At 63.7% G+C, this 25,228-nt stretch carries 27 protein-coding genes; 18 read left to right on the forward strand and 9 right to left on the reverse strand.

From position 1 onward, the window contains the following. Positions 1 to 19: 19 nt before the first annotated feature. Positions 20 to 454 carry an Hpt domain-containing protein gene (locus LZ518_RS00120; RefSeq protein ID WP_249914031.1) on the forward strand — a complete coding sequence of 145 codons (435 nt, stop codon included), beginning with the start codon at positions 20 to 22 and terminating at the stop codon, positions 452 to 454. Here the strand turns inward: LZ518_RS00120 and LZ518_RS00125 are convergent. From LZ518_RS00125 to purL, 8 genes are all read right to left on the reverse strand, one after another. Then, positions 451 to 1,107 carry a CPBP family intramembrane glutamic endopeptidase gene (locus LZ518_RS00125; RefSeq protein WP_249914032.1) on the reverse strand — a complete coding sequence of 219 codons (657 nt, stop codon included), beginning with the start codon at positions 1,105 to 1,107 and terminating at the stop codon, positions 451 to 453. The two genes, LZ518_RS00120 and LZ518_RS00125, sit on opposite strands and share 4 nt — an antisense overlap. A 45-nt stretch (positions 1,108 to 1,152) precedes the next feature. Next, complete coding sequence (locus LZ518_RS00130; protein WP_249914033.1) at positions 1,153 to 2,406, reverse strand: DUF418 domain-containing protein; 1,254 nt, start codon at positions 2,404 to 2,406, stop codon at positions 1,153 to 1,155. Positions 2,407 to 2,507: 101 nt separating this feature from the next. After that, positions 2,508 to 2,987, reverse strand: a complete 480-nt coding sequence (gene bfr, locus LZ518_RS00135; protein ID WP_249914034.1) for a bacterioferritin — start codon at positions 2,985 to 2,987, stop codon at positions 2,508 to 2,510. A gap of 104 nt (positions 2,988 to 3,091) precedes the next feature. Next, the gene (locus LZ518_RS00140; RefSeq protein ID WP_249914035.1) at positions 3,092 to 3,310 is read right to left on the reverse strand and encodes a (2Fe-2S)-binding protein; all 219 of its coding nucleotides are present in this window, start codon (positions 3,308 to 3,310) and stop codon (positions 3,092 to 3,094) included. Between the two features lie 109 nt (positions 3,311 to 3,419). Next, positions 3,420 to 3,872, reverse strand: coding sequence for a hypothetical protein (locus tag LZ518_RS00145; protein WP_249914036.1), 453 nt, complete (start codon positions 3,870 to 3,872; stop codon positions 3,420 to 3,422). Between the two features lie 52 nt (positions 3,873 to 3,924). Further along, positions 3,925 to 4,332 carry a hypothetical protein gene (locus tag LZ518_RS00150; protein ID WP_249914037.1) on the reverse strand — a complete coding sequence of 136 codons (408 nt, stop codon included), beginning with the start codon at positions 4,330 to 4,332 and terminating at the stop codon, positions 3,925 to 3,927. Continuing rightward, on the reverse strand, positions 4,329 to 5,111 hold the full coding sequence (locus tag LZ518_RS00155) for a glycerophosphodiester phosphodiesterase (protein ID WP_249914038.1): 783 nt from the start codon (positions 5,109 to 5,111) through the stop codon (positions 4,329 to 4,331). Before LZ518_RS00155 ends, LZ518_RS00150 begins: the two co-directional genes overlap by 4 nt. 7 nt (positions 5,112 to 5,118) lie before the next feature. Then, positions 5,119 to 7,365, reverse strand: a complete 2,247-nt coding sequence (gene purL / locus LZ518_RS00160; protein WP_249914039.1) for a phosphoribosylformylglycinamidine synthase subunit PurL — start codon at positions 7,363 to 7,365, stop codon at positions 5,119 to 5,121. Between the two features lie 121 nt (positions 7,366 to 7,486). On the opposite strand from purL, the gene LZ518_RS00165 reads away from it, so the two are divergent. Next, positions 7,487 to 7,963 carry a VOC family protein gene (locus tag LZ518_RS00165; RefSeq protein WP_249914040.1) on the forward strand — a complete coding sequence of 159 codons (477 nt, stop codon included), beginning with the start codon at positions 7,487 to 7,489 and terminating at the stop codon, positions 7,961 to 7,963. A gap of 45 nt (positions 7,964 to 8,008) precedes the next feature. Here the strand turns inward: LZ518_RS00165 and LZ518_RS00170 are convergent, their stop codons facing one another. Beyond that, positions 8,009 to 8,410, reverse strand: coding sequence for a hypothetical protein (locus LZ518_RS00170; RefSeq protein WP_249914041.1), 402 nt, complete (start codon positions 8,408 to 8,410; stop codon positions 8,009 to 8,011). Positions 8,411 to 8,493: 83 nt separating this feature from the next. Here LZ518_RS00170 and LZ518_RS00175 point away from each other — a divergent pair, with 83 nt between their 5' ends. From LZ518_RS00175 to LZ518_RS00250, 16 genes are all read left to right on the forward strand, one after another. Further along, positions 8,494 to 8,751, forward strand: a complete 258-nt coding sequence (locus LZ518_RS00175; protein WP_249914042.1) for a hypothetical protein — start codon at positions 8,494 to 8,496, stop codon at positions 8,749 to 8,751. Then, positions 8,748 to 9,404, forward strand: a complete 657-nt coding sequence (locus tag LZ518_RS00180; RefSeq protein WP_249914043.1) for a hypothetical protein — start codon at positions 8,748 to 8,750, stop codon at positions 9,402 to 9,404. The genes LZ518_RS00175 and LZ518_RS00180 overlap by 4 nt, the downstream gene beginning before the upstream one ends. Before the next feature lie 289 nt (positions 9,405 to 9,693). After that, positions 9,694 to 10,179, forward strand: coding sequence for a division/cell wall cluster transcriptional repressor MraZ (locus LZ518_RS13490; protein WP_249914044.1), 486 nt, complete (start codon positions 9,694 to 9,696; stop codon positions 10,177 to 10,179). Continuing rightward, positions 10,176 to 11,144, forward strand: coding sequence for a 16S rRNA (cytosine(1402)-N(4))-methyltransferase RsmH (gene rsmH / locus LZ518_RS00190; RefSeq protein ID WP_249914045.1), 969 nt, complete (start codon positions 10,176 to 10,178; stop codon positions 11,142 to 11,144). Before LZ518_RS13490 ends, rsmH begins: the two co-directional genes overlap by 4 nt. Beyond that, positions 11,141 to 11,815: a hypothetical protein gene (locus LZ518_RS00195; RefSeq protein WP_249914046.1), complete on the forward strand. Its 675-nt coding sequence runs from the start codon at positions 11,141 to 11,143 to the stop codon at positions 11,813 to 11,815. Before rsmH ends, LZ518_RS00195 begins: the two co-directional genes overlap by 4 nt. Positions 11,816 to 11,818: 3 nt before the next feature. Beyond that, on the forward strand, positions 11,819 to 13,528 hold the full coding sequence (locus LZ518_RS00200; protein ID WP_249914047.1) for a peptidoglycan D,D-transpeptidase FtsI family protein: 1,710 nt from the start codon (positions 11,819 to 11,821) through the stop codon (positions 13,526 to 13,528). A 6-nt stretch (positions 13,529 to 13,534) separates the two neighbouring features. Continuing rightward, the gene (locus LZ518_RS00205) at positions 13,535 to 14,950 is read left to right on the forward strand and encodes a UDP-N-acetylmuramoyl-L-alanyl-D-glutamate--2,6-diaminopimelate ligase (protein WP_249914048.1); all 1,416 of its coding nucleotides are present in this window, start codon (positions 13,535 to 13,537) and stop codon (positions 14,948 to 14,950) included. After that, entirely contained in the window at positions 14,947 to 16,362 is a 1,416-nt protein-coding gene (locus LZ518_RS00210) for a UDP-N-acetylmuramoyl-tripeptide--D-alanyl-D-alanine ligase (protein WP_249914049.1), read from the forward strand. Before LZ518_RS00205 ends, LZ518_RS00210 begins: the two co-directional genes overlap by 4 nt. Continuing rightward, positions 16,347 to 17,417, forward strand: coding sequence for a phospho-N-acetylmuramoyl-pentapeptide-transferase (gene mraY / locus LZ518_RS00215; protein WP_249914050.1), 1,071 nt, complete (start codon positions 16,347 to 16,349; stop codon positions 17,415 to 17,417). Before LZ518_RS00210 ends, mraY begins: the two co-directional genes overlap by 16 nt. Further along, complete coding sequence (murD, locus tag LZ518_RS00220) at positions 17,414 to 18,703, forward strand: UDP-N-acetylmuramoyl-L-alanine--D-glutamate ligase (protein ID WP_249914051.1); 1,290 nt, start codon at positions 17,414 to 17,416, stop codon at positions 18,701 to 18,703. The genes mraY and murD overlap by 4 nt, the downstream gene beginning before the upstream one ends. Continuing rightward, on the forward strand, positions 18,700 to 19,923 hold the full coding sequence (locus tag LZ518_RS00225) for an FtsW/RodA/SpoVE family cell cycle protein (protein WP_249914052.1): 1,224 nt from the start codon (positions 18,700 to 18,702) through the stop codon (positions 19,921 to 19,923). Before murD ends, LZ518_RS00225 begins: the two co-directional genes overlap by 4 nt. Next, positions 19,920 to 21,074, forward strand: coding sequence for an undecaprenyldiphospho-muramoylpentapeptide beta-N-acetylglucosaminyltransferase (gene murG, locus LZ518_RS00230; protein ID WP_249914053.1), 1,155 nt, complete (start codon positions 19,920 to 19,922; stop codon positions 21,072 to 21,074). The genes LZ518_RS00225 and murG overlap by 4 nt, the downstream gene beginning before the upstream one ends. Then, positions 21,071 to 22,486 carry a UDP-N-acetylmuramate--L-alanine ligase gene (gene murC, locus LZ518_RS00235; protein ID WP_249914054.1) on the forward strand — a complete coding sequence of 472 codons (1,416 nt, stop codon included), beginning with the start codon at positions 21,071 to 21,073 and terminating at the stop codon, positions 22,484 to 22,486. The genes murG and murC overlap by 4 nt, the downstream gene beginning before the upstream one ends. Then, complete coding sequence (gene murB / locus LZ518_RS00240) at positions 22,483 to 23,379, forward strand: UDP-N-acetylmuramate dehydrogenase (RefSeq protein WP_249914055.1); 897 nt, start codon at positions 22,483 to 22,485, stop codon at positions 23,377 to 23,379. Before murC ends, murB begins: the two co-directional genes overlap by 4 nt. Next, positions 23,349 to 24,350 carry a D-alanine--D-alanine ligase gene (locus LZ518_RS00245; protein ID WP_249914056.1) on the forward strand — a complete coding sequence of 334 codons (1,002 nt, stop codon included), beginning with the start codon at positions 23,349 to 23,351 and terminating at the stop codon, positions 24,348 to 24,350. The genes murB and LZ518_RS00245 overlap by 31 nt, the downstream gene beginning before the upstream one ends. Continuing rightward, positions 24,347 to 25,228 (forward strand): cell division protein FtsQ/DivIB, encoded by an 882-nt coding sequence (locus LZ518_RS00250; protein ID WP_249914057.1) that lies wholly within the window; start codon positions 24,347 to 24,349, stop codon positions 25,226 to 25,228. The genes LZ518_RS00245 and LZ518_RS00250 overlap by 4 nt, the downstream gene beginning before the upstream one ends.

Here is a 25,228-nt window from a genome sequence, read left to right on the forward strand (position 1 = left end):
CCTGGGAGCATGGGATCAAGTGGACGAAGGCTCGGACATCATCGACTGGGGTCATTTCGAGAAGAGCCGGGCAGAGCTTGGCCCGGGCTTCATTCGGATTTTGGCCTATTTCCGCGAGGACGGGGCGAAGAGCCTGGCCGCGATCGAGCAGGCGATGCACGACCATGACACGGTCGCGCTGGTAATCCCGGCACATACGCTGAAAGGCGAGGCCCGCCAGTTCGGCGCCGAGCCTCTATCGATGGTCGCCGAGAAGATCGAGCAGACCGCGCGCTTCTGCATCGAATCCCACCGCTTCCCCGACGAGATGGTGCCCGATGTTGTGGAGCTTCGCCGCCTGTGGAACCGGACCGTCGAGCTGTTCGACAAGGCGACCAACCCGCTGCAGAGCCGGGCGCCCGCCGCTGGCGGGTTCGGGAAGAAGGTTGGCAACCAGGGCTTCGGCCGGATTTAGTCGCCCGCGCCCAAAAGCGGGAACAGCACATTGGGCGTGAAATCGACCAGGAAGTGGGCGGTAATGGTCGCCAGAAGATCGCGCTTCCACATATAAAATAGCGTAATTACGCCGCCCACGACGAGGGCGATAAATACGCCCGCAAACCCCTGCCGGTAATGAAAGCCGGCAAAGAGCAGCAGCGAAACGGCGGCCGCAATCCATTTGCTGCCGCTCAATGACTGCAAACGCTCGAGCGCAAATCCTCGATAGAAAACTTCCTCGGAAATCCCGGCCCGAATGACGGTCAGCAGTGCCACGAGCAAAGACGGCGCTATCTTGGCGCCCTCGCCATATTTGATGCCGAGCGAGCTGTAGACCGCGAGAATGGCGAGTATCACGGCGAAAAGGACGATCGCCAGCACCAGGCCCCAGCCGAGTGACTTTCCGGGCCGATCAAACCGAAGGCCGATCGACGACAAAGGCAGTTGCTCGCGCTTGACCACGATCCACAGGAGGAACCCGGTCAACGTGAGGATGGCGATTTCCCGGACTGTTATCGTCGCGTTGGTCGGCGCGGCAACTTGCCAATTATAGGCGGTCACGATTGCCGGAAGGCCAAAAAGCGCGATCGCAAGTCCGACCAGGGTCCAGTTCCGGGATTTGCTGTCCATTCTTCCCTCCTTCGGCCAGTTGAGACTTGGTTAGCTAGCACGCCCTCATGCCGGAAGCGTCCGCGACCGCTTCCTCCGCATCGCTTGCAACTGGCCTCGCGAAAGGCTGCGCCACGCCCATTCGAGCGGGCCATATTCAAAATGCTCAAGCCACGGCTTCGACCAGGCCAGCATGACCGCCCATACCAACGGCACCAGCAGCCATGCCTGCCAGCGCGACAATGACCCGTAGTAACCGAGACCCCAGCCGTAGAAGATGAAAGTCGCGATGAGCGACGTGCCGAGATAGTTGGTGAAGGCGCAGCGTCCCGCCGCGGCGATGCGCTGGGCGATCCAGCCATGCCTGCGCGACAGCAGGATGATCAGCGCTGCATAGCCGAACGCCATAATCGTGATGAACGGAGTAGCCAATATGATGAAAGCGACGAAGACGCCGATGATGTAGAAGTTGGCCAAGACGTCATAGGCGATGATTGCCGCGCCGGCGGCAAGGCCGATGGGAATGGCGATGCTGGCGATGCGGGTATAATCGGCGTCGGCCCAGTCGCCGGTCAGGAAGCCCGACTTGTACCCGGCCATTCCGAGCAGCATCAGCCCGATCGTTTCGGGCATGAACACCAAGGTTTGGCCGATCTGTTCGGTCCAATGTGCAAGGTTATGCCTGACAAATTCGAGCCAGGACCCAAGGTGCAGCGCCCTGTCCTTGGCTATTTCGGCGGCAGTGGGGAAGAAATTTCCCAGCCCGTCATTCCATTCCCTGATCGCCGCTTGCGTGGCGCCCGGCGCATGGGCGGCAATGTCGGCCTGGTACTGGGTGAAGATGAATCCGGAAAAGAGCATCATGCTGCCGAGCAGGAAGGCCGATCCAAGCGCAACCAATCGATAAACCGGGAGCCTTCGGAAGAGGAAGGCGATGAGGCCGCTCGTCGCGTAAAGGGTGAGGATGTCTCCGAACCAGATGAGATAATAATGGATCAGGCCAAAGCACAGCAGCACCAACATCCGGCGAATATGGACCTTGGGACCGCTGAGGCCGGCTGCCTCCGCCCGTTCGATTACCAGCAGGGTCGAGGCCCCGAACAGCATCGAGAATAGCGTGCGCATCTTGCCGTCGATGACCAGCATATTGGTTGCCCACAGGCCGAGATCGGCGCCGTGCCAGCCGCCATATGCGGGCGGGTTGAAATAGGCCGCCTCGATCATCGCGAAGGCGATGACGTTGACCGAAAAGATGCCCATCACCGCGACGCCGCGGATCATGTCGAGACTGAAGATGCGATTGGTTGATGTCGTGGCCATCGGCTCCCCCAGAAAGAACACCTATCGTCATTCCCGCGAAAGCGGGAACCTAGATTCTTGTTTCGCTGGGTCCCCACCTGCGCGGGGATGACGGAAGGAAGCTAATCTTCAGTCGCTTCGGACTGAAGCTGAATGTAATTCTGCAGACCCATCCGGGAGATCATGTCGAACTGCTTCTCGAGCGTGTCGACATGCTCTTCCTCATTCTGGAGGATCTCGCTGAACAGGTCGCGGCTGACATAGTCCTGGACCTTTTCGCAGTGAGCGATGGCGCCCTTGAGCTGGGTCAGCGCCTCCAGCTCCAGCGCATAGTCGCACTTCAGCATTTCCTCGACGCTCTCGCCGATCCTAAGCTTGCCCAGCAGCTGGAAATTGGGAAGGCCGTCCAGGAACAGGATGCGTTCCGACAATTTGTCGGCATGTTTCATCTCGTCGATCGACTCATGCCGCTCGAACTCGGCCAGCTTGGCGATGCCCCAATTGTCGAGCATCCGATAATGCAGCCAATATTGGTTGACCGCGGTCAGCTCATTCTTGAGCGCTTCGTTGAGGAGCTGAATGACCTTCTTGTCGCCCTTCATGCGCGGTCTCCTGTGGAGGTGGCATGGCGTCTAACGCTTGGGCACGCCAAAGGGAAGCGAAAAACTGGCGGAAATCAGCGAAAAATAATGCGACTTAATCGCAGCTAGGCGGCCTTTGGGAACGTCACGACTACCGACGAGCGATTGCGCCGGGCAGGCTTCCTCTGCTCGTCGTCGATCACTTCCTGGGCGTAGTCGAGGCAGCATCCGCAAAGCGGCTCGCAGCCGAGCACCTTGTAGGCGGCAAGCGGCTCGGCCGCGCCATCACGGGCAACGGCGCGCAGCTCATCCTCGCGAATCGCATTGCAGACACAAACGATCATGGCGTTCGTCATACTCGATAATGCGAACCATTCGCAAGAGAGAAAATGCAGGATATCCGGGGGCTATCCGAGCACTTCGCTCACTAGCCGGAGGCGTGGGCGTGAATCCTTAAGCGAAGGCGGGACGCTTGATGAGCCTTGCGGCGATGAGGGCGATCGGGATGCCGACCAGAACGATATGGGCGAACAGCTGGGTCGCAATCGACAGCGGTTTGGGAGGAAGCGGCGTGTCGAAGCGCAGCGGGACGACGATCCAGTTCATGATGACATAGGTGACCAGGCCATAGATGATCCCCCACTGGACCGGTCTTGCCAGCAGCTGCGGACGGTGGCTGGCGATCGCGATGTAGGCGGCCGCCATGATCGCCATCAGCCCATAATGGGTGACGAGGCCGAGCGCGGCGCCGGCGGTGCCCATGTCGGTCGCGGCGGGAAAGGGGCCGGAGCCGACGTATCGCAGCATGTTGGGGATTTCGCGCCCGAACCAGAGGGTCAGGATCATCGCGAATAATATGTCGAGCGTTCCGGCTATCAGTGTCGCGAGGCCGATTGCGCGTCCCATCGTCCATCTCCCCAGCTTCGATCGCGGGAAGCTGCCACCGGGCGCGGCTAAGTCAACGCTCTGTTCGACGAATGACCAGCTTCAGCCCTGACCAGATTTCGTCGACCGCGCAGACCTTGACGTCGACCAGGTGAAGCGGGAGCGCAATGGCGCGGATGACATCCTCGGTGATGTCGGTAGGGACCTTGCTCGCCTTCTTCGGCCAGCTGACCCAGATCATGCCGTCGCGGGCGATCAGCGGCAGCAGCAGGCGCAGTTCGCAATCGAGCGCGGCGACGGACGTGACGAAGATATGGGCGAACGTGAGCGGCGGATCGGGCTGGGCGAGCCAGTCGACGTCGGGCGCATCGCGATCGATCTCGGCGCGCACGTTGCCGGGCATGTCGAGCGGCCAGGCGCGCATGCCAGGTTTGAGGCCCAGCTTTTTCGCCAGCGGAGTGCCCGAATATCCGGCGGTCATCTTGCTACGATTAGGTCGGGCCGGTTGGTGATCAAGCCTTGCGGGTAGGTAGCAAGCATGCGGCTGTGAAGCGCGCTCCACTCGGCGGCATTGGCAGGCAGGCGCCGGCCGATCATCACCCAGGCATCCGTACCTAGTCTCTGTGTGCGGGCGACGAGTGCCGGGTCCGCGCCAACCCAGTCGGACCAGAGGCGGATGATATCGACACCGGCCTTGGCAAATGCGGGGGCATCGTCGACCTTCGGCATGAAGCCGAGGATCATGACGCCGGGCAGCGCGGTGCGGGCCTGCGATATCTCGCTGGCACTGCGGAGACCAAGAATGACTTTTCGTTCGGCATGAAGCTCGCGAACTTCCGCGAGCACGGCGTCGAGGGGCGTAGCCGGCTTGATGTCGAGCAGGAGCCGGGCCGGGCCGTGTTCGACCAGCGCGATTGCCTCGGCCAGCGTCGGCACTCGCTCGCCTTGGTGGGTTGGCCAGCCGGCATCGCAGGCCTTGAGGCGGACAAGAGTGAAGCTCGACAGCGGGCCGCTGCAGTCGGTGGTGCGATCGAGCGTTGCGTCATGGAGGATAACCAACTGCCGGTCCCGGGTGACCCGCACGTCAAGCTCGATCACCTTGATGCCGCGATCAATCGACTGGCGGAACGCGGCGAGGGTATTCTCCGGCAATCCTTCCGCCAGCCCGCGATGGGCAACGATCGTGACCGGTTGCGCTGGGGGCGGTGCCGCGGGCGCGGGTCCGGCCAGATTCGCCAGAAGCAGCGCGGCGAGCCTCATCCCGCGACTAAAGCTCACCCTGCATCAGCGCTGGGAAGAAGCCTTCATGCGCGGCACGGAGATTGGCCAGAGTAACGGATTGCGGACCGCCGCGGCCAACCAAGTCGAACGTGATGCTGTCGCCGCCAGTCGTGCCGATGGGAACGGCGAACAGGTTGGCGGCATTGGCGAGGCCGCGGACTGTGTCGGGATCGCTTGTGGCGACGATGTAGCGGCCCTGATCCTCACCGAACAGGATCGCGCCCGGATTGGGGATCTGCTCGACCACCGTCATGATCATGCCGACGTTTCCGGCCAGCGCCATTTCGGCAACGGCGACAGCCGCGCCACCATCTGAGCAATCGTGGACCGCCGAAACATGACCGGCCTTGATCAGACGGCGAATGCATTCGCCGGCGCGCCTTTCGGCGGAGAGGTCGACCGGTGGCGCGTCACCGTCGCGCCGGCCGTGGCAGACGTCCAGCCAAAGGGACTGGCCGACATGGCTGTCGCTGTGACCGATGAGAATGACCTGTTCGCCTTCCGCCTTGAAGGCAATCATGGCGCTCTTCGACCAGTCGTCGAGCAACCCCACGCCGCCGATCGCGGGCGTCGGAAGGATGGCGCTGCCACCCCCCGTCGCCTTGCTCTCATTGTAGAGGCTGACGTTGCCGCTCACGATCGGGAAGTCGAGGGCGCGGCAGGCTTCGCCCATGCCTTCGAGGCAGCCGACGAATTGAGCCATGATCTCGGGCCGCTGAGGGTTGCCGAAGTTGAGGCAATTGGTGACCGCCAGCGGCTTTGCCCCGACCGCGCAGAGGTTGCGATAGGCTTCGGCAATCGCCTGCTTCCCGCCCTCATAGGGGTCGGCGTAGCAATAGCGCGGCGTGCAATCGGTGGTGATCGCCAGTGCCTTGCCGGTGCCGTGGACGCGGACTACGGCGGCGTCGCCGCCCGATTTTTCAACCGTGTCGGCACCGACCTGGCTATCATATTGCTCCCAGATCCAGCGGCGCGACGCGAGGTTGGGGGAGGCCATCAGCTTTAGCAGGTCGGCCGCGATGTCGGTGCTCTCCGGGATGTCGCCCAGCGGCTCGACCTTGGCCCAGGCCTTATACTCGTCGCGCGACATGTAAGGCCGCTCATACTCCGGGGCTTCGTCAGCGAGCGGGCCGAGCGGGATGTCGCATACGACCTCGCCATCGAATTCCAATACCATATGGCCCGTATCGGTGACTTCGCCGATTACCGCGAAATCCAGTTCCCATTTGCGGAAGATCGCCTCGGCCTCGGCCTCGCGGCCGGGCTTCAGCACCATCAGCATCCGTTCCTGGGATTCCGACAGCATCATTTCATAGGGGGTCATGCCTTCCTCGCGGCACGGCACCTTGTTCATGTCGAGCCGGATGCCCGCGCCGCCCTTCGATGCCATCTCGACCGACGAGCTGGTGAGGCCGGCGGCGCCCATGTCCTGGATGGCGACGATAGCGTCGGTCGCCATCAGCTCGAGGCAGGCCTCGATCAGCAGTTTCTCGGTGAATGGGTCGCCGACCTGGACGGTCGGACGCTTCTCGTCGCTATTCTCGTCGAAGTCGGCGGATGCCATGGTCGCGCCATGGATTCCGTCGCGGCCGGTCTTGGACCCGACATAAACGATCGGATTGCCGAGGCCTGTCGCGGCCGAATAGAAAATCTTGTCGGTGTGAGCGACGCCAACGGTCATCGCATTGACCAATATGTTGCCGTCGTAAGCGGTATCGAAATTGACTTCGCCGCCGACCGTCGGAACGCCGACGCAATTGCCATAGCCGCCGATGCCGCTGACCACGCCGGCGATCAGGTGGCGCATCTTGGGGTGGTCCGGCCGGCCGAAGCGAAGCGCGTTCATATTGGCGACCGGGCGCGCACCCATGGTGAAGACGTCCCGCAAGATGCCGCCAACGCCCGTTGCCGCGCCCTGATAGGGCTCGATGTAACTTGGGTGGTTGTGGCTCTCCATCTTGAAGATGGCGGCCTGGCCGTCACCGATGTCGATCACTCCGGCGTTCTCTCCCGGTCCGCAGATCACCCACGGGGCTTTCGTCGGCAGCTTCTTCAGGTGGAAGCGCGACGATTTGTAGGAGCAATGCTCGGACCACATTACGGAGAAGATGCCGAGCTCGACCAGGTTCGGCTCGCGGCCGAGGGCATGCAGGACGCGGTCATATTCTTCCGGTGCGAGGCCATGCTCGGCAACGATTTCAGGGGTGATGCGAGGGGCGTCCAAAACGGTCATTCGCGGGCCTTTAACGGCGATAGGTGCCTAGGGCTAGGCCAGTCGCGAGTCGTTGCATTGAGCTTGTCATGATTGAGGCGGATATCGGCGGCGGCGGGGGGAATCGGACAAGGAGGCAACCATGCCCAAACCAATTCCCGAAGGATATCGCAGCGTGAACGTCGTTCTGACGGTCGACGATGCGGCCAAGGCAATCGATTTCTACAAGCAGGCGTTCGGCGCCAAGGAGCTTTCACGCCTGCCGATGGGCGACAAGATCGGCCATGCCGAGCTGCAGATCGGCGACACCAGGTTCATGCTCAATGATGAATTCCCCGAGCGCGGGAACCTGGGACCCAAGGCGCGCGGCGGTTCGTCAACCGGGCTGATCGTCTATCTCGACGACGTCGATACGGCGTTCCAGAAAGCGATCGCGGCTGGCGGCACCCAGACGATGCCGGTCGAGGATCAATTCTGGGGCGATCGGATGGGAACGCTGAACGACCCGTTCGGCCATGGATGGAGTCTGGCGACCCATATCGAGGATGTGCCGGATTCTGAGCTTCCCGAGCGGATGCAGGCGTTCTTTTCCAAGCAGAAGGAATCCGAGCCTGCCTAAACGAAAAGGGCCCCGGCGATCCCGGGGCCCTTCTTCAATTCCAGGTTAGCCTTTGCAGGATTGAGTGCCCTTGCCGGGCACGGTCAGTGTGACAGTCGACGCTTTGGCTTCGCCTTTCAGCACGAAGCCGCCTTCGGCCGTGAGGTCGGTGCTGGCCGGCTTGCCCTCGGCAGCTTCCGCCGCCTTGAGATGTGTTTGATCGTGTCCCTCGCCATGGAGGTAGGCTCCCTTGCCGCCCTGCAGCCAATCGATGCGGACCAGGCTGTTGTCCTTGCAGCGGTAAGTCTTGCTGGCTTCGATGGCCGGCGGCAGCTCGACCGGAGCGGCCTTCGCCAGTTCTTCCTTCATCGGGTCAGGCGTTTCGCCGCCGACGATGGTGTGGGATTCCTTGTTGCAGGCGGCGAGCGCCACGGCTCCGAGGAGGATGAGAGATAGGTTGCGATTCATTCGTCGCCCTTAATCAAGCGTGCTGCGCCGCGTAAAGCGCAGCTTCGTTGCAATGACACCCCGCGCCGCATAAGTTGCACAGGATGAACCGTGTCGACAAGGAGGAACGGATTCAACGGATCCGTATCGGCCTGACCGGCCTCGCGTTCGTGTTCCTGCTGGTGCTGCTGGGAACGGCCATCAGCCGGTCGAGCAACGACGCTCCGCCGACCGCCGAACAGAATGAAATGTTCGCCAACCAGGAGCCCAATGAGCCGCTGGCGGAAATCGGTGCGGCGCCGGGCACGGGTACTTCGACCAACCAGGCGGACGACCAATCCAACCAAGCCAAGGATCAGTGAGGGTCAGGCTACTGCTGGCGGTTGCGGCGACGTTCGCCATTGCCGGCCTTGGATGGCTCGGGCGACCCCATGAGAGCGGTGACGTCCCTGGACCTCGGCCAGCCGCCGAAAGGCCGGAGCTCGCATTGCTCACCAGCCTGCCGCTGGTGTTCGGCGAGAGTTTTTCGATCGAGGGCGGCGGATCGCCGGCTTTGACCCGACTCGAACAGCGTTACCGGGTGGTGCCGATCGGCGTGGCGGACGAAGCCAGCCTGAAAGGCAAGAGCTTGTTGCTGATGGCGCATCCGCGGGCCCAGCCGGCCGAGGCTCTGGTCGATTTGGACAATTGGCTGCGCGAAGGCGGCCATCTGCTGCTTCTGGCCGACCCGAAGCTTGACTGGCCGAGCGAACGACCGCTGGGCGACCTGCTGCGCTCGCCGCCGGTGTTCGCCGACACCGGGTTGCTCGACCATTGGGGTCTCCAGCTGTCGTCGGCGGGACTTGCAAGTAAGGGCAAGTGTGATGTTTCGGATGAGGGGCTGATCGCCCACTGTAACATCGGTCGGGGACAGGCCACGGTGATCGCCGATGCCGATTTCCTCAATGTCGATGCGCCGGATGCCGACGGGCTGGACCTGTTGGCGAGCGAACTGGATCGCCTTGAGACTCGTTGAACCGCGCAGAGTCGCGCGCTTTTCCAACAATCTTATCCACAGGCTTGTCCCGCAAGAACGGGCGTGGAACAAATGGTAAAGAAAGTCTGAAAAACCGTTGAAAATCCGCCACACGGCATGAATTCCCACGATATGGCATCGAAATCCATTGTATCCCGCGCCTGCTTGAGTTACCAACAAACTCAGTAGCGCGGGGCAAACCTGTATTGAGTCGATCAGTACGTCAGGCGCACGGGGAACCCGTGCACCTGCGAGCAGGGGAGCTGTGCCCGCGCCCGAGGGATGGGACGTGGCACTAGAGCATCTGTTCCAAGGCAGTGCTTTGAATGCGGTCGACGCCAAGGGGCGTGTGTCCGTGCCCGCATTCCTGCGCTCGGTAATCGAGCGCCGCGGTGATGCCCGCACCATCGTCCTGGCCAAGCATGACGCCTTTCCCTGCCTCAGCGCATATGACCCCGCCTACGCGGCGCTGAAGCATGAAAAGATCGAGCGACTGCTGGAAAAGCAGGAGACCGATCCCGCCGCCGAGCTGGAGCATGCCCGGCGGACAATGATGGCGTTCGGCGCGACCGAGGAAGTGCCTTACGACAGCTCGGGCCGGATCATCGTGCCGCCGATGATGCGCCGCAAGGGCCAGCTCGACGACCTCGCCCTGTTCGTCGGCGTCGGCGAGACATTCCAGATCTGGAACCCCAAGCTGTTCCTGGCCGACAAGAACGTCCCCGAAGACATGAAGGATATCGCGCGCTTCCGGCTGGAGGAGCGCGGCCAATGACCAGCGGCGCCGCCCATCTGCCGGTGCTGCTTCAAGAGGTCGTAACGGGTCTCGCCGTCGTCCCCGGCGAGACCCTAGTCGACGGCACCTTCGGAGCAGGCGGCTACGCCAGGGCCATTTTGGCGGCCGGTGCGGGCCGGGTGATCGGGTTCGACCGCGATCCCGACGCCATCGCCAACGGCCCCTCGCTGATCGACGACGACCGGCTAACCCTGATCGAGGAGCGGTTCAGCCAGATGGACCGCGTGTTGGCCGAACGTGGCTTGCTGCCGGTCGACGGTATAGCGCTCGACATCGGCGTGTCGTCGATGCAACTCGACCAGGGCGATCGCGGCTTTTCATTCCAGAAAGACGGCCCGCTCGACATGCGGATGAGCCAGTCGGGCGAAACCGCAGCCGAATTCCTTAACCATGCCGAAGAGGGCGAGATTGCCCGCGTCCTCAAGGACTATGGGGAGGAGCCGCGCGCTCGCGCGGTTGCCCGCGCCATCGTCGCTGCAAGACCGTTGACCCGAACGGCCGAGCTGGCGGCGGTGGTGCGCAGGGCGCTGGGTTATCGCCAGGGTCAGAAGAGCGACCCGGCGACCCGCACCTTCCAGGCCATCCGAATCCATTTGAACGCAGAGCTTGACGAGCTGGAGCAAGGACTCCGGGCCGCCGAGCGGTCGCTTCGTCCCGGCGGCCGCTTGGCGGTGGTCACTTTCCACAGCCTGGAAGACCGGATCGTCAAACGCTTCCTCAAGACTCGCAGCGGAGACGTTCCCGCAGGATCGCGCCATCGGCCGATGATCGCGCCCGGGCCCGCCCCGACTTTCGAACAAGTTGCCAAGCCGGTCTCGCCATCCGAGGCCGAGCTGGCCCGAAACCCGCGCGCGCGCTCGGCGCGACTCCGTACCGCAATTCGAACCGCGGCGCCCGCGTGGGACCAGGAGAGGGGGGTGCAAACCCGGAGGGCTGTACAATGAGCGCGCGTGGCTTTGGATCTGTGTTGTCGGCAGGGGCAGTGGTGGGAGCGGCGCTCGGCTTCTACCTCGTGTCGCTGCGGGTCGCTTCGGAGCGCGCCGCGCTCGAAGAGGTCGAGACCAGGATCGCCCTGACCCAGCGCGACATCCGGCTGTTGCAGACCGAGATTGGTACGCGCGGTCGGCTGGCCCAGCTTGAGCGGTGGAACGTCAAGTTCATCCGCCTATCGGCGCCCAACGCCGACCAGTTCGTCGACGGCGGCTTCCAGTTGGCGACGCTGGTTGCGCCCCACAAGACTCCGGTAATGGAAGCGCCGGTGGTGCTCGCCGCCGCCCCGATCCCGCAGACCGGCGGGCAGCCTAAGCTAACCGGAGACGCGGACGAGCCGGGCGTCGTGGCCGCGCCGCCGTCCCGCCCGATCGGCGAGATGATGCATGTTGCGAGCTACACCGTGCTGCCGTCAAAGACGGTCAAGGTTGCGCCGCCCAGGCCAGCAGTAAGCGGTCCGGCGACCTTGCCTGCAAAAACGAGCGCCGTGACTGCGACGAAGTCGGTCAAAACCGCGACGGCCGATCCGTTGGCGCCCTTGCCAGGGGCCGGCGCAAAAGCCAAAGGCAGCGCGCCCACCGCGGCTTCTACTAAAAAGCGCACGCTCAAGGACAGCGACGACTAGCACATGAACGCCCCGACGCCCGCTCTCGTCGCCCGGCCCGAGCGGCTCCGTCTGGTCGGACAGCGGCGGCAGATACTTGCCGTAATGCACCAGCGGCTGATGTTCGGCATGCTGGTCTATGCCGGAATTGTCGCGATCATCGCTCTCAGGCTGATTTATCTTGCTGCGTTCGGCGATCATGCCGGCCGCAAGAACGGCCTCGTCAACCTGACGCCAGAACGCGGCGACATCGTCGATCGCGAAGGCCAGGCCCTGGCCCGGACAATCGATGCCTGGACCATCGGCCTGCAGCCGGGGAAGGTTATCGGCAACAAGCTCGACGTGGCCGAGAAGCTGGCCGTGCTGATGCCCGAAAAGGACACGGCGACCTATCTCGCCATGCTGCGCTCAGGGCGCAATTTCTATTACCTCCGGCGGCGGGCGCCGCCGCGGCTGGTGGCGGCGATCAACACGCTGGGCGAGCCGGGCCTGGCGCTGGAGCGCGAGCCCGACCGACTCTATCCGCAGACGAGCCTCGCCGCGCACGTCGTCGGCTTTACCGACATCGACGGCAAGGGGAATGCCGGGATCGAGCGCGCGTTCGACGAGCAGTTGCGCGATCCCGCCCGGCGCGGCCAGCCGATTGTGCTCAGCATTTCCAGCCGAATCCAGCAGGCGCTGGAACATGAGCTGGGCGAGGCGATGACCCACTTCTCGGCGATCGGCGCCGCCGGCGTGGTCATGGACATCCATACTGGCGAGGTGCTGGCGATGACGTCGCTGCCGCAACTCAATCCGAACGCGGCCGGGCAAGGCACGCCGGAGGCTCGGTTCAACCGCGCTACCCTTGGCGTTTATGAGCTCGGCTCGACCTTCAAGCCGTTCACCGTGGCGATGGCGATGGATTCGGGCGTCGTCCGTTCGATGGGGCAAATGTATCCCTGTCCCGATGCGCTTCACGCCTATGGCCACAGCATTACGGATACCCACCCGTTCGGGCGCCCTTGCTCGGTAGCCGAGATCATGAAGGAGAGCTCCAATATCGGCACGGCGCAGATTGCCGCGCAGCTGGGCAAAACCCGCCAGGAGGCTTTCCTCCGGAAAATGGGCTTTCTCGACAAGGTCAACATCGAGCTCAAGGAGCGCGGCCGTACGCTTACGCCGGGTTCGCGCTGGGGCCCGTTCGAGACGATGACTGTCGGCTTCGGCCACGCCATCGCCGTGACCCCGCTGCACCTCGCAACAGGCTACGCGACCCTGTTCAATGGTGGCATCTACCGCCCGGCGACCCTCCTCAAAGTCGACCGCAATCACCCGGTCGGGCAGGGGCACCGCGTGTTCACCGAGGATACCAGCTACAAGATGCGCGCTCTGCTCCGCCTCGTGGTGACCGAAGGCACTGGCAAGAAGGCCGACGCGCCCGGCTATCGCATTGGCGGCAAGACCGGCACTGCAGAAAAGATTGTCGGCGGCCGCTACACGTCGGCGGCAGTAGTCACGTCATTCGCGGGCGTGTTCCCGATGGACGAACCGCGCTATGTAATCGTCGTCATGCTCGACGAGCCCAAGGCCACGGCCGAAACCTATGGCTTCCACACGGCCGGCTGGAACGTGGCGCCGGTAGTGTCGAAAACCGTTAGCCGGATTGCACCGATGCTCGGCGTCCGGCCTGACAAGCGCCGTGAGCCGAACCTGGCTGAAGTGCTTCCCTACGTTCACGAAAAAGCGGAATAGCTCGGCATGCAATTGGGCGAGCTCGCCGATATCATCAGCGATTCCGAAGTGACCGGCTTTGCGCTCGACCACCGCAAGGTCGCGCCCGGCAATATATTCGGGGCCTTCCGGGGATCTCGGTTCAACGGCGAGGATTTTATCGGCGAGGCGATACGGCGCGGCGCCTCGGCGATCGTCGCCCGGCCCGACGCCAGGGTAGACGGTGTCCCCCATCTGGCGGACGACGAGCCCCGCAGGCTGTTCGCGCAGCTCGCGGCAAGGTTTTTTGCGCCGTATCCGGACGCAATCGTCGCGGTTACCGGGACCAACGGCAAGACTTCGACGGTCGAGCTGACGCGGCAGCTGTGGCGGATGGCGGGCTACCGGTCGGCTTCGATCGGCACGCTCGGCGTCACGACGGCAGATGACCAGGTGAAGACCGGGCTCACGACGCCCGACATCGTCACCTTCCTCAGCAACATGGCCGGCATGGATCGAATGGGGATAAGCCATGTCGCCTATGAGGCATCGAGCCACGGCCTCGACCAATATCGTGCGGAGGGTGTGCCGGTGAAGGCCGCGGCATTCACCAATTTCAGCCGCGACCATCTCGATTATCACTCGTCGATGGAGGAGTATTTCGCGGCCAAGATGCGGCTGTTCGACGAGGTAGTCGAAGACGATGGCGTTGCGGTCGTGTGGACCGGAGACGCCCGGTCGGAAGAGGTGATTGGCCATGCCAGGCGGCGCGGACTGAAGCTGGTCACGGTCGGGCCGGACGGGGAGACGATCGAGCTCAAATCGCGCACGTCGACGCCGCTGGGGCAAGCGCTCGTGCTTCGCCACGAGGGCAAGGAACATAAGCTCGCGCTGCCGCTGATCGGCGCCTACCAGATGAACAATGTGCTGACTGCCGCCGGGCTGGTGCTGGCGACAGGCGGCGACTGGGCCACGACTCTGGCCGGAATGGCACGCGTATCGCCGGTGCGCGGCCGGCTCGAGCGGGCGGTGATCAGCCACGCCGGGGCGCCGGTCTATGTCGATTATGCCCATACGCCCGACGCGATCGAGGCGGCGATTGCTGCCCTGCGGCCGCATGTGGAAGGCCGGCTGATCACCGTGCTCGGCGCCGGCGGCGACCGCGACGAAGGCAAAAGACCCGAGATGGGTGCGGTCGCGGCGCGGCTAAGCGACATCGTGATCGTCACCGACGACAATCCAAGAAGCGAGGATCCGGCGGCCATCCGTAAGGCGGTGCTGGCCGGCGCTCCCACTGCCATCGAAGTTGGCGACAGGCGCGCGGCGATCGGCGAAGCAATCGCCATGGCCAAGGCGGGCGACATCGTGTTGGTGGCGGGCAAGGGGCATGAACAAGGACAGATCATAGGGGACCAGGTGCTTCCGTTCGACGATGTGAATGTGGCGCGGGAGTGCGCCGCGTGACCGCCCAGAGCCCCCAACTTTGGACGTCGCAAGAGATTGTCGCGGCCACCGGCGGCATACTGCAAGGTGACTCGTTCGAAGTTTCGGGTGTCACCTTTGACAGCAGGGAAGTGGAGCCTGGCTGGCTGTTCGTGGCGATGCCGGGAACGGTCGCGGATGGACATGATTATGTTGCCAGGGCGCTGGCGGCTGGGGCGGCGGGATTGCTCGTATCCAGGCCGGGCGCCAATAGTTACGGGGGCCCGCATATCCTCGTTGACGATGTTCCCAGGGCGTTGATCGACCTTGCAATTGCATCACGCAATCGTTGTGGGGGTAAAATAATTGGCGTAACCGGTTCGGTCGGCAAGACCTCGACCAAGGAAGCGCTTTATGAAGCGCTGGAGCGCTACTCCAAAGGCCGGGTTCACCGCTCGGTAAAAAGCTACAACAACCACACCGGCGTCCCGCTGAGCCTGGCGCGGATGCCGCGCGACTGCGAGTTTGCCGTGCTGGAGATGGGCATGAACGCGGCCGGCGAGATTGCGGCGCTGACCCGGCTCATCCGTCCGCATGTCGCGATGGTCACGACGATCGCTTCGGCCCATATCGAGCATCTCGGGTCGATGGAGGCAATTGCCGACGCCAAGGCCGAGATTTTCTGGGGGCTGGAGCCGAACGGCCTGGCCATCGTGCCGGAGGACAGCGTCTACCGCGACCGGCTGGTAAAGGCGGCGCGCAAACATGCCGCAAGGACGATCACCTTTGGGCATGGCGAAGCCGATGTCGCGGTGGTGCATGCGGTGCGGTCCGAACATGGCGGCAGCCTCGTGACGGCGCGGCTGGTCGAGAGCGACCTGACCTACACGATTGCCCAAAGGGGCGATCATTGGGTGACCAATTCGCTCGCGGTGCTGGCAGCGGTCGAAGCGGTCGGCGCCGATCTTGCAATTGCCGGACTGGCGCTGGCCGACATGGGCGGGCTCAAGGGCCGCGGTGAACGGCACCGGATCGCGGTCGACGGTGGAAGCTATCTGCTGATCGATGAAAGCTACAACGCCAATGCGGCGTCGATGGCGGCGACGCTAAAGGCGCTGGGCGAGGAGCAGGGCGTCGAGCGGCGGATCGCTGTGCTGGGGCCGATGCGCGAGCTTGGCGAACATGCCGAGGAAATCCATGCCGGACTGGCGCCTTCGGTGCTGGACGCCAAGGTGGACCAGCTGATTTTGGTCGGAGAAGATATGCGGCCGTTGGAACGGGCGATCGGCGCCGCGGTGCCGATGACCCGAGCCGACAATGTCGATCAGGCTTGCGCGGCGCTGGCCGCGATGGTCCGACCAGGCGACGCGGTGTTGGTCAAGGCGTCGAACTCGATCGGGCTTGCCAAACTGGTCGAGTACATGGTGAAGGAACCGGCATGCTCTATTGGATAGCCGAGCAGCTCGGTTTCCCCGGCCTCCTCAACCTGATCCGCTACATCAGCTTCCGCGCCGGTGCGGCAACCGCGACGGCGCTCGCCATCGGCCTGCTGCTAGGCCCGGTGTTCATCCGCTGGCTTCGCGCCAAGCAGGGCAAGGGTCAGCCGATCCGCGCCGACGGGCCGCAGAGCCACCTCGCCAAGCGCGGCACGCCGACCATGGGCGGCCTCCTGATCCTGATCAGCGTCGCCATCTCGGTATTGCTGTGGATGGATTTGACCAATGTCTATGTCTGGGCCTGCCTGTTGGTCACCGGCGGGTTCGGGCTGATCGGGTTCCTCGACGATTACGACAAGGTGAAGAAGGCGCATCATGCCGGACTGTCGGCGCGCATGCGGCTGTTCCTGGAGTTCGCCATCGCGGGCCTCGCCACCTGGCTGATGGTGCGGATGTCGGGGACGCACCTTTACATGCCGTTCGTCCAGGGCGCGGTGATCGACCTTAGCTGGGCCTATATCGCTTTTGGTGCCTTTGTGATCGTCGCCTTTGGCAATTCGGTGAATTTGACCGACGGGCTCGATGGGCTGGCGACCATGCCCGTAATCATCGCCTGCATGGCGTTCACGCTGATTACCTACCTGGTCGGCAACGTGAAGTACGCGACCTACCTCGGCCTGCCGCATGTGCCGGGCGCCGGCGATCTGACCGTACTCCTGCTGGCGGTGGTCGGCGCGGGCCTTGCCTTCCTCTGGTTCAATGCGCCGCCGGCGGCTGTGTTCATGGGCGATACCGGCAGCCTCGCGCTGGGCGGAGCGCTAGGCGCGGTCGCGGTCGCGACCCATCATGAGTTCGTGCTGGTGATCGTCGGCGGGCTGTTCGTGCTGGAAGCGGTCAGCGTCGTCGTCCAGGTGTTCTGGTTCAAGCGGTTCGGCAAGCGCATCTTCCGGATGGCGCCCATCCACCATCACTTCGAGCATTTAGGATGGAGCGAGCCGACCGTGGTCATCCGCTTCTGGATTATCAGCTTCATCCTGGCGCTGGCCGGGCTATCCACACTCAAACTCAGGTGATCGCAGCCCGGGCCTTCGCCGGAAAACATTATGCTGTCCTTGGGTTAGCGCGCAGCGGCCTGGCGACGGTCGAGGCGCTATTGGCCAGCGGTGCAAAGGTCACGGCGTGGGACGATAAGGAGGAGGCCAGGGCCAAGGCGCCCGCGGGCGTCGAGCTGGAAGACTTTGTCGATGGCGACCTCAAGCGCTTCGACTCCATCGTCGTTACGCCGGGCCTGCCCCTCAACCGCCACTCGATCGCCCAGCGGGCTCGCGAAGCCGGGGTCGAAATCATCGGCGATATCGAGCTGTTCGCCCGGGCGCGGGCGGAGCTTCCGCCGCACAAGGTGGTCGGGATCACCGGCACCAACGGCAAGTCGACCACCACCGCACTGGTCCATCACATTTTGAAGACGGCGGGCTGGCCGACTGAGATGGGCGGCAATATCGGCCTGCCGATCCTGGCCCAGGACCCGCTCCCCGAAGGCGGAGTCTATGTGCTGGAACTGTCGAGCTACCAGATCGACCTGACCAAGAGCCTCGATTGCGACGTCGCGGTGCTGCTCAACATCACGCCCGACCATCTCGATAGGTATGAAGATTTCGAGGCCTATGCGGCGTCGAAGCTGCGGTTGTTTGAGATGCAAACGCCCGAGCACAACATGGTTGTTAGCGTTACCGAGGCTCGCGACTTTGACATCCCTAGCCAAGGCGTTGTCGCGAGCTTCATCGAAGACGTCTTCGACTTCAAAGCCCTAAAGCCGAGCGAGCAGCGGAACTGGGCTGCACTTCAAGGTCCTCACAACCTAGAAAATGCTTCGGCTTCCGTAGAGGTTTGTGACATTCTTAAACTCTCAATTGAGCAAATCCGGGATGGCCTCCGCACCTACCCCGGCCTCCCGCATCGGATGGAGCGCATCCGCGAAAAAGAGGGCGTCCTCTACGTCAACGACAGCAAGGCGACCAACCCGACCGCGACCGCTCCGGCGCTTGCCGCCTTCCCAAAAATCCGCTGGATCCTCGGCGGGCAGGCCAAGACGGACAATCTCGACGAATGCGCCCCGCACTTCGGCCATGTCGTCAAGGCCTATACCATTGGCGAAGCGGGAGAAATGTTCGCCACCCTCTTGTCCCCGCAGATGGAAGTGGCAGAGTGCGTGACGCTGGATGAGGCGGTTCGCGCCGCCGCGTCGGAGGCTCTTGCTGGAGAGACGGTTTTGCTGTCACCGGCCTGCGCTTCCTTCGACCAGTTTCGGGATTTCGAGGCGCGCGGGGATGCGTTTCGTGCCCTGGTGGGGGAATTATGAACCAGACGATTACCGGCCGTATCAAGGACGCGACCGCGCTGGTCGATCCCAACCGTTATGGCCGGTCCGATCGCTCGACCGTCGGCCGCTGGTTCTGGGAGATCGACCGCGTCCTGCTGCTCCTGCTGGCGGTGCTGATCGGCGTCGGCCTGATCGCGGTCGCGGCCGCAAGCCCGGCGGCGGCGCAGCGCTACTCGGGTGGCAATGTCCGCGTGCCCGAGCTTTACTATTTCTACCGCCAGATCGCCTGGATCGCGCTGTCGATGCCGGTGATGATCGCCATTTCGATGCAACCGCGAGAACGATTGAAGCGCCTGTCGCTGGTCGGTGCGCTGATATGCCTCGTGGCGCTGGCGCTGGTCCCCTGGCTGGGGGCCGAGGTGAACGGCGCCAAGCGCTGGCTCAACCTGGGAATCGGCCAGTTCCAGCCGTCGGAGTTTCTGAAGCCCTTCTTCGTCATTTCGCTGGCCTGGCTGCTATCCTTGCGCGAACAGGACAAATCGCTGCCGATTTTCACCCTGTCGGCGGTGGTTACCGGCATTGTCGCATTCCTGCTGATGCGCCAGCCAGACTTCGGATCGACCATCATCTTTAGCGCAGTGTGGATCGCGATGCTGGCGATCGCCGGGCTCAACCTCCGCATCCTTGTCGTGCTGGGCTTGGTCGGGCTGATCGGCGTGGTGATGGCCTATTTCTTCTATGATGTAGCGACGGCGCGGATCGATGCCTTCCTGTTCGGCACCGGCGACAATTTCCAAACCGAAAATGCGATGCGGACGCTGACCGCAGGCGGCCTGTTCGGAATGGGGCCGGGAGCGGGGACGCGGAAGTTCGGGCTACCCGAGCCTCAGACCGACTATATTTTCTCGGTTATCGGCGAGGAGTTCGGCCTGATTGCCTGCCTGGCCATCGCCTTGCTCTATCTCGGCATCGTCGCCCGGGTGCTGGTGAAGCTGCTCGACGAGGAATCGAGCTTTGCGATTCTCGCCGCCGCCGGGCTGGTGATCGAATTCGGGTTGCAGGCGCTGATCAACATGGCCGTCAACGTCCAGATCGCGCCGTCCAAGGGCATGACCCTTCCGTTCATCAGCTATGGCGGCTCGTCGATGCTTGCTCTGTCGATTGCGATGGGATTGCTGCTCGCCTTCACGCGGCGAAACCCTTATCTGACCCGCTCGCCCTATGTGGTGAAATGGGGCGGGGAGAATATCGCTAGATGAATATTACCCTCGCCGCCGGGGGCACCGGCGGGCATATGGTTCCGGCCCATGCGCTTGCCGCCGAGCTGAAGCGGCGCGGCCATGGCGTAATGCTGGTCACCGACGAGCGCGGAGCGCGCATCCCGGCGCTGTTTCAAGACGTGCCGACGCATATCCTCCCCGCCGGGCGGCTGGGCGGGGGACCAATCGGCTGGATCAAGGCGGCCAGCGCGGTGCTGGCGGGGAGGCGCGAAGCCAAGGCGCTGTATCGCGAATTCACGCCTGACGCCGTGGTCGGCTTCGGTGGCTATCCGGCCTTCCCGGCGCTGTTGGCGGCAAGCGCGCTCAACATCCCGACCATCTTGCACGAGCAAAATGCGGTGCTCGGCCGGGTCAACCGGCTGCTGGCCGGGAGCGCCGACGCTATCGCCACATCCTATCCTGACGTCGAGCGGCTAAAGCCGCGCTTCCGGCGGAAAGTGGCGCTAGTCGGCAATCCGGTGCGGGAATCGGTGTCGCGGCTGGGGACCATGCCCTTTCCCGAATTCGACGAGACCGCGCCGCTCAAGATTCTGGTTACCGGGGGAAGCCAGGGCGCAACGGTGCTCGGTTCCGTGGTCCCGGATGCGCTGGGCATGCTGCAGCCCAAGCTCCGTCACCGCCTGCAGGTCGTGCAGCAATGCCGGCCCGACGATATCGAAGCGGTCCGCAATCGTTATGCCGCGCTCAACATCCCGGCCGAGCTGCTGACTTATATCGAGGACATGCCTGACAAGCTGGCCGAGGCGCATTTGATCATTGCCCGGGCCGGGGCATCAACAATTGCCGAGCTGACCGCGGCGGGACGACCCGCGATCCTGATTCCGCTGCCGATCGCCACCGACGATCACCAGACCGTCAATGCGCGGGAAATGGCCAAGGCAGGCGGGGCGCGGATGATCCCGCAGGACGAGTTCATGCCGGAAGTGCTGGCGGCGCAAATCGAGGCGGTGGCGGGCGACCCGCAGGCGCTCTCCAATGCCGCCGAGCGGTCGCTGTCGGTCGGCCGACCGCATGCCACCAAGGACCTCGCCGACCTGGTCGAGCGGATCGCCGCGGGAGCCGCGCCGCTGATGGTCGGGCGGGTCGTTCAGCCGGCTCGCGAGGCTCCGGGCATAGGGGTGCCGGCATGAAAGCGATGGGCACCGAGATCGGCACGATCCACTTCGTCGGCATCGGCGGGATCGGTATGTCGGGCATCGCCGAGGTGATGCATCATCTGGGCTACAAGGTGCAGGGTAGCGACCGGCAGGAAAGCTATGTCACCGAAGGCCTGAGGAAGCGCGGCATCCCCGTGATGATCGGGCAGAGCGCCGACAATCTGGGCGATGCGACGGTGGTGGTCTGCTCGACCGCCATCCGCGAGGACAATCCCGAAATTCAGGCGGCTGCCGAGCGGAGGCTGCCGCGGGTGCGGCGGGCAGAAATGCTGGCCGAGCTGATGCGGATGCAGATGACCATCGCGGTCGCAGGCACGCACGGTAAAACCACCACCACCTCGATGATCGCGGCGATGCTCGATGCCGGCGGGATCGATCCGACCGTGATCAACGGCGGCATCATCAACGCCTATGGCTCCAACGCCCGCCTCGGCAAATCCGACTGGATGGTAGTCGAGGCCGACGAGAGCGACGGCAGCTTCCTGAGGCTCGACGGGACGATCGCGGTGGTGACCAACATCGATCCCGAGCATCTCGAACATTACGGCGACTTCGACGCGGTCAAGAAGGCGTTCTGCGAATTCATCGAGAATGTGCCCTTTTATGGGCTGGCAGTGATGTGTGTCGACGACCCCGACGTGCAGGGGGTGCTGAGCCACATCCGCGACCGGCGGATCGTGACCTATGGCACGTCGGCGCTGGCTGACCTTCGTGCCGACAATGTCGTGCCCGAAAAGGGCGGCAGCCGGTTCGACGTATCCGTATTGGGCAAGGACGGCGAACGCCGCACCATCGAAGGCATGTTCGTGCCGATGCCCGGAAAGCATAATGTGCTGAATGCGCTGGCGGCGATCGCTGTCGGATTGGAATTCGGCTTCTCCGACGAAGTGCTGAAGAGCGGTTTCAATAATTTCACTGGCGTCAAGCGCCGCTTCACGAAAGTTGGCGAGGTCGACGGCGCGGACATCATCGACGATTATGCCCATCATCCGGTTGAGATCAGGGCCGTACTGGCGGCGGCGCGTGAAGCGGCCTCCGAGCGGGTCATCGCGGTGGTCCAGCCGCACCGCTATTCGCGACTTCATGATCTGATGGAAGGCTTCCAGAATGCGTTCAATGACGCCGATGTGGTGTTCGTTGCACCGGTCTATCCGGCGGGCGAGGAACCGATCGAAGGGGTCGACGCCAATGCGCTGGCGGAAGGGTTGCGCTCGCGCGGCCACCGGCTGGTGAAAACGGTCGAGGACTCTGCTGACCTGGCGCGCAATCTGCGCGACCTGGCGGCGGAGGGCGATATTATTATCTGCATGGGCGCCGGCGATATCACCAAATGGGCGGGCGGCCTGGCCGACGGCATCGCCGAGGCACGCAAAAGCAAGAAATGAGCAGCGCGCCGGCCATTCCCGCCGTTCGGGGCAAGCTGAAGGCCGATGCGGCGCTGGCGCCACTGGTGTGGTTCAAGTCCGGCGGCAATGCGGAATGGCTCTTCGAGCCGGCCGACCGCGATGACCTGGTGGATTACCTGAGGGTGTTGGATGCCGACACGCCGGTGATGGCCCTGGGCCTTGGATCCAACATGATCGTTCGCGACGGCGGTGTGCCGGGCGTGACCGTCCGGCTGGGCAAGGCCTTTTCGAAGATCGAACGGCTCGACGAGGTCACGCTGAGGTGCGGCGGCGGGGCAAGCGGCATATTGGTCAGCTCGACCGCGCGCGATGCCGGAATCGCGGGACTCGAATTCCTGCGCGGTATCCCCGGGACGGTCGGCGGCTTCGTCAGGATGAACGGCGGCGCCTATGGCCGCGAAGTGCAGGACATCCTCGTTTCATGTACGGTGGTGCTCCACGACGGAACGGTGGAAGAATGGCCCGCGGAGCGGCTCGGCTACACCTACCGCCACAGCGAGCTGCCCGATGGCGCGGTGGTAGTGGAAGCCATATTCCGCGGCATCAAAGGCGATCCGTTGATTATCGGCCAGGAGATGGACCGGATCGCCCAGGCGCGCGAGGAATCGCAGCCCCTTCGCAGCCGTACGGGCGGTTCGACGTTCAAGAACCCGTCCGGGCACAAGGCCTGGGCGCTGGTCGATGCGGCGGGCTGCCGCGGGCTTCGGATCGGTGACGCGCAAGTGTCGGAGAAGCATTGCAATTTCCTCCTCAATCTCGGTAACGCTAGCTCGTCCGAAATCGAGGAGCTGGGAGAGGAAGTCCGGCGCCGGGTGCAGGACAAGACCAACATTACCCTTGAATGGGAAATCCAGCGGATCGGAGTAGCGTAAGCGTGGCCAGTGAGCTCGACCGGAACCTGAATATCGTCGTGCTGATGGGCGGCTGGTCGTCCGAACGCTCGGTTTCGCTGATGAGCGGTGAGGGCATCGTCAAGGCGCTGAAGGAGCGCGGCTTCGTGCATGTCACGCCGGTCGACATGGACCGCAACGTCGCACGGGTACTGGCGGGGATCAGGCCCGACGTGGTGTTCAACGCGCTGCACGGGACGCCGGGCGAGGACGGGACGATCCAGGGACTCCTGGACCTGATGCAGATCCCCTACACCCACAGCGGCCTCGAAACCTCTGTCATCGCCATCGACAAGGAGCTGACCAAGATGGTGCTGGTGCCGCATGGCATCCGCATGCCCAAGGGCAAGGTGGTCGAAAGCCGCACGCTCTACGAAGGCGATCCAATGGCGCGGCCCTATGTGCTGAAGCCGGTCAACGAAGGCTCGTCAGTCGGGGTCGCGATCGTGACCGACGAGGGCAATTACGGCCATCCAATCAGCCAGAAGGCTGAAGGGCCCTGGCTGCATTTCGACCGGCTGCTGGCCGAGCCGTTCATTCGCGGTCGCGAGCTGACCGTGGCGGTGCTCGGCGACGAGGCGATGTGCGTCACTGAGTTGAAGCCCAAGGCCGGTTTCTACGATTTCGATGCCAAATATACCGACGGTCTCACCGAGCACGTCTGCCCTGCCGACGTACCTGGCAATGTCGCCAAGGAGATGATGGACATGGCGCTGGCCGCCCACAGGCTGCTGGGCTGCAAGGGCGCGTCGCGGTCCGACTTCCGGTGGGACGACAGCCAGGGCGAGGCAGGTGTCTATCTGCTCGAAGTCAATACGCAGCCAGGAATGACGCCGCTGAGCCTGGTGCCCGAACAAGCGAAGCAGAAGGGTATCAGTTACGGCGAGTTGGTCGAGCGAATCATCGCCGAAGCGCTGGCCGACGTCAGGCAAGAGGAGGAAGCAGCGACGTGAGCGCGGCGCATGTCCGGCGGGGGGCGTCGGGCCGGTCACGACCGAAGAAGTCGGCGCGCGTCTCCGTTCCCAAGAAGCTGGCATCCAAGCTACCGGTCGAGCAGGCCCAGGCCAACCGCATGGCCGCCTGGGCTTTCGGCCTGTTCGCACTGGGCGTTGTTGGAATGGCGTTGTTGGCGCTCGACATTCCGCACAAAGCTGGCCTGGCCGTCGGCGAGGCCGTCGGAAACGCCGGCTTCAGGGTGAAGAGCGTCGACGTCCAGGGTATCAAGCGCATGGACCCCCGGCCGGTCTATGAAATCGCGCTCGATCAGAAGACCACCGCCATGCCGTTGGTCGACGTTACCGACATTCGCAAGCGTTTGCTCGAATTTGGCTGGGTCAAGGATGCGCGCGTTTCGCGCCGCTTCCCGGATACTTTGGTGATCGACATCGTCGAGCGTACGCCCGCCGCATTGTGGCAGGACGAGGACCGGCTGACGCTGATCGACGCGGAAGGCGTCGTGCTGGACCGGGTTCCGGTGGCCCAAATGCCCGACTTGCCATTGCTGATCGGCCGGGGCGCCAATGCCCAGGCCGTGCCGCTCGACCAGTTGCTGGCCAAGGTCCCGTCACTGAAAGCGCAACTGGTGTCGGCGACCTGGGTCGGGCGGCGCCGTTGGGACCTGAGTTTCCAGTCAGGCGAGACTGTTGCCCTGCCAGAAGGCGCGTCGGCGGCCAGCGATGCGCTTGTGCGTTTCGCCAAGATGGACCAGTCGGCAGGACTTCTGGGCCGTGGTATCGTCCGGTTCGACCTTCGCATCCCCGGCAAGATGACGGTTCGGCTGCCGCGCGAACCCGGCGAGCCGATCGTTCCCCAATCCGCGTCCGAGAGTTAA

The sequence above is a fragment of the Sphingomonas brevis genome, assembly GCF_023516505.1.
In the GTDB taxonomy this organism is placed as follows: Bacteria; Pseudomonadota; Alphaproteobacteria; order Sphingomonadales; family Sphingomonadaceae; genus Sphingomicrobium; species Sphingomicrobium breve.